We start from the raw sequence: 16,831 nt of genomic DNA on the forward strand, positions 1-16,831 counted from the left end.
GTTCGTTACTTGTTTTTCAATATCATTAATAGATGCGCCGCCGACCAGCTGAAATTCCTGGCATTCAGTCCTTTCCCGGAAAGCGGGTGATAATTCTCATAAACCGGTTGATCCTGCAACAACCCTTCGGCGCCGTTCAGCAACTTCGTTTCGAGCGCCGCGGCCAGGGTGTCGTAACCGTATTTCCTCAACCCTTCCGTTCCGAAAGCGAACTGATCGAGCCAAACCGGCCCCCGCCAATAGCCGTCGCCCGGATCAAAGGCGGGATGTGCGTAAGAAAGTGTAGGTAAAGGGATATAGGTATTGAAACAGGAAGTATCGGCCATTTTGTGCTGTACCGCTTCCGCCTGGGCGGGTGTTGCAAGCCCCGCCCACAAAGGAATCCATCCTTCAGGACCATCCACGGGCACATGCGCGGGCGATCGCAGCATCCGGTCCCTGAAAAACCCGGCCTGCGCATCGTAAAACCGGTTACCGATTAATTGCTGCAAAGTTTTCGCGCCGGCTGCATACGAATTTTTCAACCCGGCAACCGCGCAGAGCTTCGATAAATATTGCTTTTCCGCGTAGAGGTAAGCGTTCAGGTCCACGCTTTCCTGGTTCAGCGACCAGGCGCCGGCGTGATGGGTCAGCATCACGGCGCTGTCGAAACGGACGGCGTTATCCATCCCGCTTTCCCAGGCCGCGGCAATGCGCGTTCCGTCGGTGGAACCGTATTCGCACAAGCCGTTGCCGTCGTGATCCCGGTGTTTGTACCACCATTCATGATAACGAATGAGGCGCGGCAGCATTTCGCGCACGAACGCGGTATCGCGCGAACGGCAAAACACTTCCCATACACCCCAGGCGGCGAGCGGCGGTTTGGTATCGCGCCAGTTGTTTTCGGATTTGTCGGCGTAGATGCAGTCGGCGATCATGCCGTGTTCGTCCTGGTAATCGAACATGCTGCGGATATTGTTTTTCGCTAATTCAGGGAAAAAAGTGGCGATGCCGGCGGCCTGTTTCCAGCTGTCCCAGCTCCACACGCCATAAAATCCCTGGTAATTGACAGACGGGAACACGCCATCGTGCAGAATGTCTTTCGAAGCGCTGCGCCAGTTGGTCATCAGCGTAACGATGCATTTCACGGCGAGGCGTTTTTCTTTTTCAGACAAGCGCTTCGTACCGGAGAAGTACTTCGACAGATAGCCGTCCCATCTGCGTTTGTTTCGTGCAAGTTCCTGATTGAAATCGTATCGACCATCGGGCTGGCGGCCATCCGGTGCATAGGCGTGGCGCTGGGTTTGGGAAAAGGTTTCACCTGCCCGGAGCGTTGCCGACCACACCGCCGCATACCGCAAGCTATCGGACCGCACGGAATCCGCCTGCGGCCAGAGGATAGAAAAGTTACCAGCTTTCAATCCCGAGGCATCTGCCAGGCCGTTTTTCACCTTGCCGCTGTACTCCATTTTCAAGGTAACCGGCTGCCGTCCGCGGTTGCGGATATCCGTTTGCAGGAGGGCTTCCCTGCCCGAAACGAAAATCAGCCGCTGCCGGACGAAAATATTGCCTGACACAAACGATTGTTCCAGCAGTCCCGGGTAATAGTGGATTGCGTGCCCGGTGAATTCCATTTGCCTGCCATCAGCCGAAACCTTCAGCCGCGAAATGGCGTCCGACAACCAGCGGCCGTTCATATCCATGAGCAGCGGACCGATAAATGCGCCGTAATCTGCCCGCTGCAACGGCAAAGCGTAGGCATGCCAGGCGCCCATGTCGCTGAATACATTGGGCTCGATGCTGCGCCCGGCGGGCGGATCGGTCCGGAGGTTGAGCACGTCGGAAAAATGGGCGCGCTGTGCAAACGCACCCTGCATTACTGTTATGGCAAGAAGGAGGAGGATGGGTCTCATGGCGCAACGGGTCGAAGGATGAATGAATATTGGTAATCGCGGTAAGGAAGCATATACTCCGCATGCGGCGTAGCGCCCCAGGAATTGTCGCCGCCAACGCCGGATTGCTTATAATCGATGTTCCACCAGACAAGGTCTTCGCGCTGCATGGAGCCTCCGTGGTTATTTTCAGTAGCATGCCGGTCGAAGCCGAGGCGCGTCATATCGAAGTGCAACACACCCGTGCAGATGAGCGGCAGGCCCTGCGCAGTAAGCCCCCGGCCTGAGGCATCTGTCATAGAAATATGACGAACATCCGTCCGATAGCCGCTTTCCTGCGCGCGGGGGTACGGATGAAAGAGGCTGTCGGCCTTCATGCGGTACAACCCGACGGCGGAGGCAGTTTTGCGGTCTTCGTAGTTATCGAAAGGCCCGCGGCCGAACCAGGAAACGTTATCATAACTCCCTTTCAGCAATACGCGCATGCCGAATCGGGGAAGCTCGGGCTGGGTGGACTTTCCGGCTTTCATGCCTGCCGAAATCAAGATGCTGCCGTCGGGCTGCACGAGGTACCGGGCGTGATATTGCGCATCCACGGCCGGAAGGGCGATTTGCGTAACCACGATATTCCTGCCGGCGGTATCCTTTTCCACGCGGATGAATTCCAACCGGGCGGAATGCAATACATCTTTCCAGACGGCGCAGCGCATCTGCTGGCTGTTGCCGATGTCGTTGTCCGTAGGTTCGCGCCAGAAATGTGGCTCCAGGGGTGACAGCAGTATTTCCTTTCCGCCCAGCGTGTATTGCGTGAGCCAGCCGCTATTTTTATCGAAACGGATGTCGAAGTTCTTTCCTGTAAAATGAATGGATTGCGCATCTTCCGTGAAAACAACCGAGGATGCGGACAGCACCGGCGGCTGGAAGTTGCCGGGTTGAAGGGGAATTGTTCCCACGCTGCGCGATGCCCGGCGGGCACGAGTGGCGAGGCGGCCGCTGTATGTGCTTCAATCGTCAGGAAATATTCGCCGCTTTCCTGCCTGTCGGGCAAAGGCAGGTGAATGATGCGCGTGGCGTGCGGAGGCACATCCAGCCTTTCCAGTTTTCCATCCGCCACCCTTTCGCCATTGCGCTCAACGAACCAGGAAAGCGCATAGGCACTGAGGTTGGTAAAATCCTGCCGGTTGGTGACGGCAATGGCATTCGCAGACATCGGAACCGCTGCAAACGTCACCGGTTGCAATACTTTTTTCAATTCAAATGCCTGCGGATGCGGCGTGCGGTCCGCGGCGAAAAGCCCGTCGGCGCAGAAGCTTGTATCGCTGGTAGCGCCTACATTCCCCATGTCACGCCCATATGCCCAGATATCCCTTCCCGATTTATCTTTCTTCTTAAAAGCCTGATCCGAAAAATCCCAAATGAAACCGCCCTGCAACTGCGGATGGCGATAGATCAAATCCCAGTAATCCTGCAGGTTGCCGCCGCCGTTGCCCATCATATGCGCATACTCGCACTGTATGTAAGGCCTGTCGCGCCACCGGCGCACATACTCCAGCATCACGCTGGTGGACTTATACATCGGGCACACGATATCGGTGTACGCATTCCGCTCCGCCGCTTCGTATTGCACGGGACGGGTATCGTCTTTTGATTTCAGGTATTGATAAGTGGCGATGAAATTTTCGCCGAACCCGCTCTCGTTGCCCAGGCTCCAGGTGATGATCGAGGGATGGTTCTTGTTCGCTTCAAACATCCGGCGGGTGCGGTGCAGGTAAGCTTCCTTCCAGGCCGGCTTATCGGACAGCGTTTTGTCGGGATGAAAATACATCCCGTCGCATTCGATGTTTGCTTCATCCACCACGTACAACCCGTATTCATCACACAATCGGTACCAATCCGGACTATTCGGATAATGACTGGAGCGCACTGCGTTGATGTTGTACATTTTCATCAGCCGGATATCTTCCACCATGCTTTGCACCGTGATCACCTTACCGGTGTGCATATCGTGCTCATGGCGGTTCACGCCTTTGATCTTCACCGCCTCGCCGTTGACCAGCAGCAACCCGTTGCAGATCTCTACCGTCCGGAAGCCCGTTTGCTGTGCGATGCTTTCGATCATCCGGCCATTCCGGTCGAACTGGGAAATGCGCAGCGTATAAAGATGGGGATGCTCGGCATTCCAGCTTTTTACGTGCCGCAGGTTCGCCTGGAAATGGTACAGCGTATGTTTTTGAAGTGGTTGATGGCTTTGGAAGACAGGTTTCCCATCCGCATCAGTCAGCCTTACCTCCAGGCGGCCGCCCGTGGCCGGGGCGTTCATGGTAATGTCCAGCTGGAAGATGCCGTGTTGATAGGTACTGTCCAGCAGGGATTTCACAAAATAGTCCTGCACGGCTACTTTCGGGCGCGCGATCAGTTCCACGCTGCGTTCGATGCCGGATAGTTTCCACATGTCCTGCCCTTCGAGATATGTGGCATCGCTGAAGCGGAATACTTCCACCGAGACGGTATTCTCCCCTTTCCGCAGGAAATCCGTTACATCGAATTCAGTGGCGGTTTTGCTGTCTTTCCCCAACCCAACGTATTTCCCGTTTACCCAGCAATAAAAAAAGGAATTCACGGCGCCGAATCGCAGCACTACGCGTTTTCCTTTCCAGTTTTCCGGCACGCGGAAGCTCCGGCGATACGACCCCACGGGATTATCTTGCTCCGGCGGGAACGGCGGGTTCACCGGAATGGGGTATTCCACGTCCGTAAAAATGAACCGGTCGAAACCCTGCGTCTGCCAATGCGCCGGCACTTTGATGTCTTTCCATCCCGCCACGCTGAAATCATCCGCAAAAAAGCCTTGCGGCCGTTGGGCGGGATTGGGCGACAAATGAAATTTCCATATGCCGTCGAGCAGCAAAACATCCGGCGCGGCCTTTCCATCGGTTCCGGCGCTCATCGGCATATACGAAGCGCGCGGCGGCAGGGCGTTTTCGGTTTGAACGGCCGGGTTCTGCCAGGCTTCCGGCATTTGTGCGGCGGCGGTCTGCCCAAAGAAGCAAATTAACCCGATGCGCCATCCAATGCTGATTTTCATACGATCCTTTCTCATGGTAAAAAATGCGCCGGCGCCGCAAGCGGTGCGCGCCGGCGCGGAGAATCAATACAAATTATTTTGCTTCAACAGCGGGTTTACGCTGATCTCTTTCAACGGTATCGGGTAACGGATGTGCTTGTCTTCCACATAGTTCGCCGCCGACGGCTTGCCGTGCTGCACCAGCGTGTTCTTCACATTCAGCTTCGCCGTGTTGCCCCGCGCCCAGCGCATCAGGTCGAACCAGCGGATCCCCCATTCCATGGCCAGCTCCACCGGCCGCTCCGTGTGACGGATATGCTCCCGGAGCTGATCTTTCCCCAAACCGGCAATAGGTTTGGCATGACTGCGCTCCCGCACTTCGTTCACAAAGCCGATCGCCTCGGCGGTCTTGTTATTTTCGTTAGCCGCTTCCGCCAGCATGAGCAACACATCCGCATACCGGATAATGGAAATATTATACCCCACATACGCACCGCTGCGGTCGTTGGGATAAGCATACTTATTGAAATACACGGGCCGTACCGTCGTGCCTTTCACATCGGCGTATGGCACCAGGTTGGCGGGCACGTTGAGGTCCCACATGGCCGACTGCGGATCATCGAAGAAGATGGTCCCGTAAACGCGGTCGCTGTAGCCACCGGCGGGTGTTTTGTCGTTTTTCAGCGTCTGGATCAACCAGTCGGACGGATACATCAACTCCCAGCCATCCAGCACGCCGGGGCGCACTTCGAAGTTGAAGGGATGGCGCTCGTCGGACACGGTACGGTCGCTGCTCCACTGGATCTCGAATATCGACTCAGGGCCGTTTTCTTTTGTGCCATTGAAGTTATCGACGTAGTTGTCGTTGAGGGAATATTTGCCATAGATTTCGCGGAACTTGGCTTCCGCCTGCGGCCATTTCTCCTGGAAGAGGTATACTTTTCCGAGCATGGCTTTGGCGGCGTTTTTCGTAACGCGGCCCACGTATGCGGGGGGATAGTTGTCAGGCAGTACCGCTTCGGCTTCGGTCAGGTCTTTTTCGATCTGCGCCCACACTGCTGCGGAAGCGGCCTGGGGTGCCTGGAGTTTGGTGATGTCCTTTTCGAACACCATCACCAGCGGCACATGTTCAAAGCCGTTCACGAGCAGGAAGTTGTTATATGCGCGGAGGAATTTCGCTTCGCCGACGATCTCGTTCCGTTCCTTTTCGGTCATCACGCTGATGCCCGGCACCTGGTCGATTACCTGGTTGGCACGCGCGATACCGGTATAGCACGTGGCCCAGAGGCTCCAGGCGCCGGCGTCATCCGAACTGTTCAGGAATGCGGCGAGATTCTTGCCGTAAGGTTCGTTCTTGTTGTTGTCGATATCGTCTCCTTTATAATTGAGCGTGGTGTACACGGATTCGAACCAGGTCCATTTGGAACCGTCGTACGCCTGCAGCGCCGCGTACGTGGCGGTGATGCCCTGCAGCGCGTGCTGCCGGGTGACCCAGAATGTATTCTCCGTGAGGTTTTCCTTATCGTCCAGCTCCAGGAACTTGTCTGAGCACGCAGTAAAAAGCGTGGCGGAAAGAAGGGCGATGGCGGCTATTTTCAGTTTCATGATTTACTTTTTTGTTGCGGTTAGAAGCCTACGTTAATACCTGCCACGAAAGAGCGGCTCATGGGATAATATCCACGGTCTACCCCGCGGCTGAAGATCCCGGTGTTGGACAGATCGGGGTCGAAACCGGTGTATTTCGTAAACGTAAGCAGGTTGTAAGCGCCGGCGTAAATGCGCAGCCGGTTGATGAGTGCTTTTTTGGTCAGCTCCTGCGGCAGGGTGTACCCCAGTTGAAGGTTGCGCAGGCGGAGGAACGATGCATCTTCCAGGAAGTAGTCGGAAACGCGCAGGTTTTCGTTTTTGTCTTCGTTGGACAGGCGGTAGATGTCGGATCCGGGGTTCGCAGGCGTCCAGGCATTCACCAGGTCGGCAGAGCGGTAGAAACGGTAAAGGAACATTTTTGCACCGTTGTACATCTTCTGGCCCTGTTTACCATTCAGAAAAACCATCAGGTCGAAATTCTTCCAGCTGGCGTTAAAAGTAAGCCCGTAGTCCAGCTTCGGAAGCCCCGTGCCCATGATCACCTTATCATCATCATTCAAAACGCCGTCGCCATTCGTATCCTCGAAGCGCAGATCGCCGGGAGCAGCCAGGGGCTGGAGTTTATCACCTTCTTTATTGACGTGCGCATTCACTTCTTCGGCGGAGCGGAAAATTCCGTTCGATTTAAACAGGTAAAACGACGCCAGTGATTCCCCTTTGCGGGTGATCGTGCTCGCCCTGTTCGAATAATCCACAAAACCATCGATGATCATGCCTTCGTCATAACCGAGGCGGATAATCTTGTTATTGCTATGCGATAAGTTCAACGTTACGTCCCACACAAAACCTTTCTGCCCGGGATTGCGATAAGTGGCCGTCAGCTCCCAGCCTTTGTTTTCCATATCCGCGATGTTGGTGCGGGGCATGGTGGTAATACCGGAAGAAGCAGGGATGGGCGTTTCGGCCAGCATGTCGGAAGTGCGGCTGCGGAAATAGTCGACGCTACCGCTGATGGCGCCTTCCAGGAAGCTGAAATTAAGACCGGCGTTCAATGTAGCCGTTTGCTCCCATTTGATGTTGGCGTTGGCCAGCGAAGCCGCCGTAGCGCCTACGTATACTTTTTGCGCCGGCAAGTCGCCGAACGGATAATTCAGGAATTCGCTGGAATTGGCGATAAAGATTTTTGCGAGATACTGGAAATTGGGAATGTTCTGGTTGCCAACAATGCCGTAGCTGATGCGCGGCTTCAGCTCGGAAATCCACGGAATGTTGAAAAAGCTTTCCTTGTGCAGGTTCCATCCGCCGGACATCGAGTAAAAAGTACCATAACGGTTCAACGGGCCAAACCTCGACGAACCATCGCGACGGAGGCTCCCCTGGAGAAAATAACGATCGTCGAAATTATAGGAAACACGACCGAAGTAAGATTGCAGCGAGCTGGAAGAATTCCAGCCGTTGCCGCGAATGTAATCGTTGGGCCCTTCAATGATCAACCCCGACAACGCCTCGATCAGCGGGCTGGAAAGGTGGTTGCCGCCGGCGGAAGTGCCCTGGGAAACGGATTTCTCCCGCGAGAAACCGTACATGGCCTTCAGGTTATGCTTGCCGAAAGTCTGGTCGTAGTTCAACAGGTGGGTAAACACCTGGTACTCCGTACGGCCGCGAATCTCGGAACGGCTCGGGTCTTCCACCCGCGCCAGCGCGCCAAAGTCGTATGCCGGCGTCTGCGAATAACTGAAGGTGTTGGTGATGTTGCGCCCCGCGCTGAAATTGTAGGAGAATCCTTTCCAGAGCTTCAGATCGGCGGCGATGTTGAATTGCATGTAATCGTCGGCGGTACGGCTGGTCGTCAGCATCCGCTGGCCTACCGGGTTGCCGGAAAGCAGCTCGGCTTCGGGTTTGGCGTAACCGTTGGGCGACGCCGGGTCGTAAATCCGCTTGTGCGGCAGCGTGCTATAGATGTCCATGATGGCGGAGAAACCGGCATCGCCGTCGCCCGTTGCATCGCCGAAATTCTTGTTATTGAAACGGGTATAGGAAAGGATGGGGCTGATTTTCAGGCGGTCTTTCAACAGCCTGATCTCGGTATTGAGACGAAGGTTGTCGCGCTTGGAACCGGAGTTGATGACGTTCCCGGAATGCTCCCAGTGGCCCAGCGAAAAGCGGTACGACAATTTCTCGGACGCGCCGGAAACATCGAGGTCATGTTTCTGCTCAACCCCTTTCTTCGTATAGGCGTTCACCCAATCGGAATTGCCGTATTTATTATCGTCTTGCACATAAATCGGCGGCGCGGCGGAGGTGCCGTCGTTGGCGTAAGCTTCCTTCACCACCTTATTCATCGCCGTTTTCCCGAGCAGGTCGATGTTGTTATTGAGTTTGTGCTGGGAAATATAGGAATTGAAATTGATCTTCGGCTCCCCGCTTTTTCCTTTTTTCGTGGTGATGATGATCACGCCCCCGCTGCGCGGGCGCCATAAATAGTCGCGGCGGATGCATCCTTGAGTACGGAAATCGATTCAATGTCGTTCGGGTTGACGTCGTAAATAAACGTTTGCGGGATCCCGTCCACCACGTACAGTGGGTTATCGTTATTGATGCTGTTGAGCCCGCGCACCATTACTTTGGGGCTGGCAGCGGGGTCGCCGGTTCCCGAGCTTACGATCACCCCGGCAGCCTGGCCCTGGAGCATGGTACCGATATTGCCGGCGGGTTGCTTTTCGAGATTTTTGGTGTTGACGGTCGAGATGGCCGCGGTAACATCGCCCTTCTTTTGAGTGCCATATCCTACCACCACCACTTCGTCGAGGCCTTTGGAGCTTTCTTCAAGCGATACGTTGATCTCGTTTTTCCCGGCAACGGACACTTCCTGCGAAGCAAACCCCATGGCGGAGATCACCAGCACGGCATCGGCGGGTACCGTGAGGGTGAATTCGCCGGTGGCGCTGCTGGCCGTGCCCTGGGAAGTCCCTTTTACGGCGACGTTCGCCCCGGGGATGGGCTGCCCTTTCACGTCTGTAATTTTACCTTTGAGGGACTTCCCGGACTGGGCCATCGCCGCAAATCCGGTCAATAAAAGGACCAGCAACAGTCCGCTCCCTCGGAATAGTTTCCACATACGCATTTTGGTTTTTTAGTTTTTAAGAATAACATGGAGTTGTCCCGGGAACCGCTTGCATAGGTTGAGCAGCGATCGGAACGTGAAATCACGGTTCCCGGGAATGCATTCGTAAAGTAGACCGGAAAAACCAGCGCAGCGGCAAATGGAGCCTCTATCCGTGCCTTACAGGCACCTCTACAAGACCCCTACAAGGGAGTTAATCAATTGACAATAAACAAGTTAGAAATTTTTCAAAAAGTCAGACAGGCTGTCTTTATGCTCCAGACTGAACGCTTTCCGGAGGCGGTAGCGGGCCATTTCAACGGATTTGACGGAGATATTATTGAGGGAAGCGATGTCTTTTATGGACAGGTTGAGCCGGATTTGGGCACAGAGGCGGCGTTCGTTTTCGGTGAGGTTGGGGAATTGTCGGAGCAGGTTGAAGAAGAAATCCTTGTGGACTTCGTTGACGGACAGGTTGAAGTCCTGGGCGTCTTTATTAATGTCGAGGTCGTGCTGGAACTTGTTGACCATTTTATTGAACCGGGCGATATTTTCTTTTTTGGCGTCGGAATGGATATCGAGGGCGATGAGCTCGTCGATGAATTGCCGGATCATGTCGTTGCGCTGGGAGATGTAGAGCGCGTAGTTTTTAAGATCGTTGTCGCGGAATTCGAGTTTGTTGTTGAGGGCTTCTTTTTCCAGGAGGGCGCCTTCGAGTTCCTGTTTGATGAGGGCGCGGCGGACCTCTTCCAGTTCCTTTTCTTTTTTCTGTTTTTGCCTCATTTTGGAATAGAGGAGCAAACCGATGATAATCAGGAGGATGACACCAGCGGCCAGGGCGTTCCGCTGGAAGGCGCGGAGCTCTTTTTGGGCGACGAGGGTGATGATGCGGGCATGGTTTTCTTCGGCTTCGCGTTTGAGCTTGAGGGCGGAGATGGCTTCGCTTTTGCTTTTGGACAGGATTTCGTTACGGACGCGGGTGTATTCCTGTAGCTCGGTGAAGGCGGTTTTGTATTCGCCGAGGTGTTGGTAGAGGAGGACGGAGTTGGTCAGATTATCGAGTAGCTTTTCTTTGCGGGTGTTGGAATTGCTTTCTTCGATGAGGGATCGGGCCTGGGCCAGGAGCTCCCGGGCCTGGGGGTATTCCTTCAGCATGATGCGGGAATAGGCCATTTGGTTGAGCACTTCGGCATGAGAGAGCCCGTCGGTTTTCCGGAGGGTGGCCAGCGCCTGGGTGAAGTCGGCGATGGCTTCGGGGTAGCGGCCGAATTCGTTTTCGCAGATGCCGCGGTTGCTGAGCGCGGTGGCCACCATGCCTTCGAGCCCTTTGTCGCGGGAGAGTTGCAGGGTGCTGTCGAAATATTTTCGGGCGGTGGCGAACGCGTCTTGCTGGAGGTACACCAGCCCGAGGGCGTTCAGCGACAGGGCGATCCTGCGCGGATCGCCGAGACGGCGGTAAATGTCGTATGCCTGCTGGTGATATTGCTGGGAAAAATGCGCGTTCTCCGTGTCGTAGAAAATCCAGCCGAGATGGGTGAAGCACCGGGCGCGGGCGCTGTCGGTTTGCACAAGGTCGAGGGCGGTGTAGGCATAATTGAGGGCCTGGTCGTATTGGTCGTTATACAAATAGCCTTCCGACAAATTCAGGAGGGACGCGGCCTGCAGGGATGTATTTTCTTCTTTCAGCGCGAGGAGGTAAGCTTCATTGGCCCACACGAGGGCCATGTTGGTGGAGTCCTTATTATAATATGCGGCCAGTTGGTTCAGGGTGCGGATGCGTTCGGGGGCGGGCATCGATTTGTCAGCCAACCGGGTAGCCAGGCTGTCGGCATTGAATTGTGCCAAAGCAGGCACCGCCAGGCAGCAGGCCATCATTATCCATAACCATTTCCTCATGGGGGAAAAATAACAAAATTTACGGGATCGATAATTATCTCTGCGAAAGGCGGACCGGGATTTTTGCATAAAAAAACCGACCCTGAGAAAGGGCCGGTTTCCTTGTTCACTGTATTTCAATTTGCTATTAGAATGAAGGTTGGTTCTATGGTGTAGCGTAGTTCTCCATGACGAGGGCGGCGGAGCCGAGCAGTTCGGCGTCGTATCCCAGTTCCGAAACTTCCACCGCTGTTTGTGTGGCGAGCCGCGGGATGCAATGCTCGTTGAGCGCCATCTGCACCGGCGCGAGCCAGAGCCGGCCTGCCAGCGAGCCGCGACCGCTGAGCACGATGGACCGCGGGTTGAGCAGGTGGATCAGAATGGCCACGCCACGCCCGATGTGATACCCGATTTCGCGGATCAGTTCTATACAGAATTTATCGCCCCGCGCCGCAGCATCCATGATGATCTCGCAATCTTTTTCTATTTCACCCGTCGGGAAGTTATCCTGGAGGGAAGAAATTTTCCCGTCCGCCAGGCCTTTCACCGCTTTATCGATCAACACGAGCAGGGATGTTTCTGTTTCGAGGCAGCCGCTCTTTCCGCAGCTGCAGAGTTTGTTATTATTGAACAGCGGGATGTGGGAGAACTCCCCGGCAAACCCGTTGTTGCCTCTGAAAAGGGACCCGTTGAGGATCATCCCCAACCCAACGCCCCATCCGATGTTGACTACCATGCTGTTGGCAGCTTTCCGGGCGTTGCCGAACCGGTATTCCGCCAGCGCGATCAGGCTGGAGTCGTTGTCGATGTGCACCGGCAAACCGGCGGCGGCGGATAAATACTCCACGATACTTTGCTGCTCGGTGCCATCCTGCATCGGGAAGCTGTAGTTTTCTCCACGGATACCATCGATGAATCCCGGCATTCCGATACCGATCCCCAGGATCCGGCTGCGATTAATTCCTGATTTCTCAATGGCGTCCACCAAAATGGCGGCCAGCGTTTTGAGCGCGGCGGGATTGTTTTTGAGCGGCAGTTCGTGCTTCACAATTCCACCTACATGGCTGTTGGTAAGGTCCATCATGGAGATGCGCGTTACCAGCTGGTCCATGGAAACAGACAATATATAAAGTGCCTTTTTATTAATGGTATATGTAATGGGACGCCGTCCTCCGCTGGAGGGAGCGTAGCCTGATGGCTCCAGAATGTTCTCCTTTACCAGGTGATTCACCGTCCGGATCGTCAGTGGCAAACTCTTTCCGATGCGTTCGCTCAACTCTGTTGCAGATAACGTATTCGCATAGTAAATCTCCCTCAGTATCAAACGTTTATATTGCTCGTCTTTTTTCATGCAGGGAAAGAATCTAGCTCAAGATAATAATTAATTTAGAATGAATGCAATACTTCCTAACATTTTTAGAAAGTTTTTGTCTAGTGATTGTAACTAATTGAATATGATATAATTAATTCAGTCAATTTGATTTACCATTTCCCGGAAAAGTAATCTTCAAGCGGGATATAATGGAAAACCTTGTCATAAAAGCACCCTCATATTGTCACATGCACACATGAAGGCGCAGCGCGGGGATGCTTAATTTCGTAGCAACAAATCCGCCGTTATGACTACAGCATTTTTGATGGAAGATCTTCGCAAGTCTACCCGGGAGCTTACGGAAGCCTTGCGCCTTTTTTCGCAGGAGCAACTAAACCAGGTCCCCTTCCCGGGCAGCTGGACACCCGGGCAGGTGGGACAACATCTGTTGAAATCGGAAACCGGTGTTACGGAACTGCTCCGCGGCAATACCCAGCCGGCGACCCGCCAGCCGGATGCGCATCATGAAACTATCCGCTCGCTTTTCCTGGATTTCAATATAAAAATGGAATCCCCGGAATTCATTATTCCCGACAATCATCCGAAAGACCGCGAAGAATTGATCCGATCATTGGAAGAAAACCGGGAAAACGTTCTGCAAGCCGCGTCTGAGCAAGATCTCGATCTGCTGCTGACCGACTTCGACATGCCCGACTGGGGGCCACTTTCCGGGCAGGAGTGGCTTACTTTCATGACGGTGCATTCGCGCAGGCATACGCATCAGCTGCATAAAATCCACCGGCATTTGCAGGGTTAATTGATGAAAGGCAATAATGGCGGTTCGCCCGCAATCCGATGAATACAGCGTATATTCATGAACGGATGCCGAAAAACCGCCGACTGATGAAACTTTTCAAAATATTGCTGCTTGTGCTGCCACTGCTTGTGGCCGCCTTCCTCTTCCTCGACATTCCCCGCAACAATGGCACCGGTGGCGGTTACTACGACCTGACAAATCTGTACTACGCCATTTTTTCAGGCATTTATTATTTTGTCTTTTGCATCGTGATGATGGTAAATCTTACACGGGAGCACAAACGACTGCTGGTAGCGTCTATTATCCTGTTCGTGGCGCATGCGGGATACCTGCTCGCCAGCATGGGTTAACAATCGTTGTACCGGTAATGCGTATGCTCGAGCGCATCGAGGTAGAATTCTTCTTTGGCGGCGGGAACGCCTTGTTTGCGGAGGGATACTTTGCGGAGGGTTTTCCCGTCGGGCGAAATCCACGTCCCCGAGAACCCGGACGCAGTGTGCTGGAGTATCAGGACGCCGGACACGCCGGTTTCGACCATGATATACTGCCCTTTATCGTTGTAATCCACCGCCAGGAGCAGCCACTTTTCGCGGTGGAGATCCTTTTGGTAGGTATAAATCCCCCGGTATTTATATTCCCCGTTGCAAGGATCGAGGACGCCTTCGAGGAAGAGCGTAACGGGGATTTTACCGTCGATTTCGCCGGTATACAACTGCAGCAAAGGTTTCTCCTGCGCGGAAGCGGTCAGGGTCATGAACAACAAGGCCGCCAGGGCGAACATCCGGATACGCATGTTATTGTTTTTTTGGGTCGGATAAGATGCAAATGTCTTAAAAATTAGCGTATCTTTTTTTCCCATGAAAACAGTCACCTTACTTACCGCCATGCTCGCCGGAACGGCCGCTTTCGCCCAGAATTACAACGAGCTGCTCGTTCCCGCCTACTCACTCCCCCATCCGCTGGTTACCGTTAACCGAAGGCCGGTGAAGAACGTGAAGATGTGGGAAGGAACACGGCGGACGGAAATTCTCAGGCTGTTCGAAAATAACGTGTACGGACAAATGCCGAAGGACTTCGACAGCATCCGCTTCGAACCCGTGCGGGAAGACGGCGGCGCCATGGGTGGACGGGCCGTGCTGAAAGAAACCCGCATCCGGGTGTACCGCGGCGGACAGTCGGTAGCCATCGCGCTGACGATGTTTGTCCCTAAAAACGCTGCTGCGCCGGCGCCGGTTTTCCTGCTTATCAACAACCGTCCTAAAAGGAATACCGATCCCGACCGCAAAGAGAAGAGCGCTTTCTGGCCGGCGGAACTGGTAATCGACAGCGGCTACGCGGTAGCGGCGTTCCATGTGAGTGATCTCGCGCCGGACGACAAGGCTAAATATTCCGAAGGCGTGCTGCGCATGTATCCCGAACACCTTCGCATGGGGAACGGGATGAAAGCCATTGGCTCCTGGGCCTGGGGGGCCTCGCGGGTGATGGATTATTTCGAAAAGGAACCGTTGGTGGATGCTAAAAAAGTAGTGCTCGTAGGGCACTCCCGCGGCGGGAAGACATCGCTATGGGCTTCCGCACAGGATGAACGTTTCGCCATCTGTGTTACCAATTGCTCCGGGAACACCGGCGCGGCATTGGCGCGCCGGCAATTTGGGGAGCGCATCAGCCGGATCAATTCCGTCTTCCCCCACTGGTTTTCCAGCAACTATAAAAATTACAACGACAAGGAAAACGACCTGCCGGTGGACCAGCATATGCTCATCGCCCTCATCGCGCCGCGGCCGGTGTATGCCACCAATGCCACGAAAGACCTCTGGGCCGATCCTACCGGCACTTTCCTCGCATTAAAGAACGCCGAAATGGTTTTTGCCCTTTACAAAGAAAAATCCACGCTCCCCGCAACACCTCCACCCCCGGACGCCGCGCTGACAGACGGCATCCTCGGCTACCACAACCGCACCGGGGAACATGATATGACGGAATTCGACTGGCAACAATTCATCCGCTTCGCAAACCATCATTTCAACGAATAAAAAAGCCCCGCCGGAGACCGGCAGGGCGATTGCTCATTATTACTTTCATCTTCCTATTTAATCAAGGCATTGAGTTCTGCTTCGAGATTATCTCCACGGAGACCGATTTTCAACAGGTTACCGTTTTTGTCGATCAGTACGGCCAAAGGAATACCGATCACTTTGTAATCTTTCATGATTTTGCTGTTGCGGCCCGCGTCGCCGATGAGCTGCAGCCAGGAGAGCTGATCTTCTTTTACGGCTTGCTTCCATTTCTCGCGATCGTCGTCAATGGAAATAGAAACCACTTCCAGACCTTTGCTTTTGAATTTGTTGTGCATTTCCACCAGTTTGGGATTCTGTTCGCGGCAGGGTTTGCACCAGCTTGCCCAGAAATCCACCAGTACGTATTTGCCTTTGAAATCGGAGAGGCTGAATTTCTTTCCGTCCACGTCTTCCAGCGTAAAACCAGGAGCGGCTTTGCCTAAACTTGCGTTGACCTCAACGGAAGCGCCCGTCCTTTGCTCGATCATGTATTTTACGGTGTGGGTATTCCGTACTTTAGGGCCCAGTTTCTCTGCAAAAGCCAGGAATTCAGCACGCGGGAGTACGCTGAGATATACATTGACAAGGTAGGAACCGGCGCCGACATTGGGATGCTGCATCAACCAGTCCATTGCTGTTTTCGCATTCGCCTGTTTCAATTTCCACATTTCCGCTTCAATCGCCTGCTTGGCATCCGCGTCGCCGACGCTCATCGCTTCCGCCACTTCCGCTTCAAGCTCCGATAGTTTCGCATCGTTTACGCGGAGACCGGCAAGCTCCATATCCATCTGCTTCCATTCTTCCACGAACGGGCTGCCGGTGATTTCGGCGTCGTCGAAATAGGGGCCTTTGCCGGTAAAGTTGAGCTTACCCGGCTCCACGTATAAGAACATCCCCTTGGCTTCATTCATATCTTCCCCGATGTGGATGATGCAAGTAGTGCCGCCTCCGGTCATATTGATCGTTTTGGAAAAACTGCCGTCTTTTACAAAGGTGGAATCCCGGACATCGCCCAGCGGCATCCAGAAAAGCACGCGTTCCCCGTCTTTCATCCCGCCGAGTTTCGCGGTGATCTCCAGTTTTTCCTGGGCATAGCCCGTTATGCAGGACAGCAGGGCCATCCCGGTCAGTATCCGTTTCATGCG

General features: G+C 54.3%; 12 protein-coding genes and 1 pseudogene. 3 read left to right on the top strand and 10 right to left on the bottom strand.

All coding sequences use genetic code 11. The features are described from left to right. Positions 1–5: 5 nt before the first annotated feature. The 8 genes and pseudogenes from WJU16_RS09450 to WJU16_RS09485 form a co-directional block, all read right to left on the bottom strand. The gene (locus WJU16_RS09450) at positions 6–1,892 is read right to left on the bottom strand and encodes an MGH1-like glycoside hydrolase domain-containing protein (protein WP_341838073.1); all 1,887 of its coding nucleotides are present in this window, start codon (positions 1,890–1,892) and stop codon (positions 6–8) included. Beyond that, positions 1,889–2,824 carry a beta-galactosidase small subunit gene (locus tag WJU16_RS09455; RefSeq protein WP_341838074.1) on the bottom strand — a complete coding sequence of 312 codons (936 nt, stop codon included), beginning with the start codon at positions 2,822–2,824 and terminating at the stop codon, positions 1,889–1,891. The genes WJU16_RS09450 and WJU16_RS09455 overlap by 4 nt, the downstream gene beginning before the upstream one ends. Continuing rightward, positions 2,818–4,971 (bottom strand): annotated as a pseudogene (locus WJU16_RS09460) (glycoside hydrolase family 2 TIM barrel-domain containing protein); the annotation flags it as partial. The pseudogene WJU16_RS09460 and the gene WJU16_RS09455, both read right to left, overlap by 7 nt. A gap of 48 nt (positions 4,972–5,019) precedes the next feature. Beyond that, complete coding sequence (locus WJU16_RS09465; RefSeq protein ID WP_341838075.1) at positions 5,020–6,540, bottom strand: RagB/SusD family nutrient uptake outer membrane protein; 1,521 nt, start codon at positions 6,538–6,540, stop codon at positions 5,020–5,022. Between the two features lie 20 nt (positions 6,541–6,560). Further along, positions 6,561–8,978 carry a SusC/RagA family TonB-linked outer membrane protein gene (locus WJU16_RS09470; protein ID WP_341838076.1) on the bottom strand — a complete coding sequence of 806 codons (2,418 nt, stop codon included), beginning with the start codon at positions 8,976–8,978 and terminating at the stop codon, positions 6,561–6,563. Further along, a complete protein-coding gene (locus WJU16_RS09475; RefSeq protein WP_341838077.1) occupies positions 8,975–9,640 on the bottom strand; it encodes a TonB-dependent receptor plug domain-containing protein in 666 nt (221 codons plus the stop codon). The genes WJU16_RS09470 and WJU16_RS09475 overlap by 4 nt, the downstream gene beginning before the upstream one ends. A gap of 222 nt (positions 9,641–9,862) precedes the next feature. Next, positions 9,863–11,521 carry a tetratricopeptide repeat protein gene (locus WJU16_RS09480; protein WP_341838078.1) on the bottom strand — a complete coding sequence of 553 codons (1,659 nt, stop codon included), beginning with the start codon at positions 11,519–11,521 and terminating at the stop codon, positions 9,863–9,865. A 145-nt stretch (positions 11,522–11,666) separates the two neighbouring features. After that, positions 11,667–12,851, bottom strand: a complete 1,185-nt coding sequence (locus WJU16_RS09485; protein WP_341838079.1) for an ROK family protein — start codon at positions 12,849–12,851, stop codon at positions 11,667–11,669. Positions 12,852–13,119: 268 nt separating this feature from the next. Here WJU16_RS09485 and WJU16_RS09490 point away from each other — a divergent pair, with 268 nt between their 5' ends. Next, complete coding sequence (locus tag WJU16_RS09490; protein WP_341838080.1) at positions 13,120–13,629, top strand: DinB family protein; 510 nt, start codon at positions 13,120–13,122, stop codon at positions 13,627–13,629. A gap of 86 nt (positions 13,630–13,715) precedes the next feature. Further along, the gene (locus tag WJU16_RS09495; protein ID WP_341838081.1) at positions 13,716–13,979 is read left to right on the top strand and encodes a hypothetical protein; all 264 of its coding nucleotides are present in this window, start codon (positions 13,716–13,718) and stop codon (positions 13,977–13,979) included. Here the strand turns inward: WJU16_RS09495 and WJU16_RS09500 are convergent. Continuing rightward, positions 13,976–14,422, bottom strand: coding sequence for a hypothetical protein (locus WJU16_RS09500; protein WP_341838082.1), 447 nt, complete (start codon positions 14,420–14,422; stop codon positions 13,976–13,978). The two genes, WJU16_RS09495 and WJU16_RS09500, sit on opposite strands and share 4 nt — an antisense overlap. Before the next feature lie 64 nt (positions 14,423–14,486). Here WJU16_RS09500 and WJU16_RS09505 point away from each other — a divergent pair, with 64 nt between their 5' ends. Then, positions 14,487–15,662 (top strand): hypothetical protein, encoded by a 1,176-nt coding sequence (locus WJU16_RS09505; RefSeq protein WP_341838083.1) that lies wholly within the window; start codon positions 14,487–14,489, stop codon positions 15,660–15,662. 53 nt (positions 15,663–15,715) lie between these two features. Here the strand turns inward: WJU16_RS09505 and WJU16_RS09510 are convergent, their stop codons facing one another. Then, positions 15,716–16,828 carry a TlpA disulfide reductase family protein gene (locus WJU16_RS09510; RefSeq protein WP_341838084.1) on the bottom strand — a complete coding sequence of 371 codons (1,113 nt, stop codon included), beginning with the start codon at positions 16,826–16,828 and terminating at the stop codon, positions 15,716–15,718. Positions 16,829–16,831 lie beyond the last annotated feature (3 nt).

The sequence above is a fragment of the Chitinophaga pollutisoli genome (genome assembly GCF_038396755.1).
In the GTDB taxonomy this organism is placed as follows: domain Bacteria; phylum Bacteroidota; class Bacteroidia; order Chitinophagales; family Chitinophagaceae; genus Chitinophaga; species Chitinophaga pollutisoli.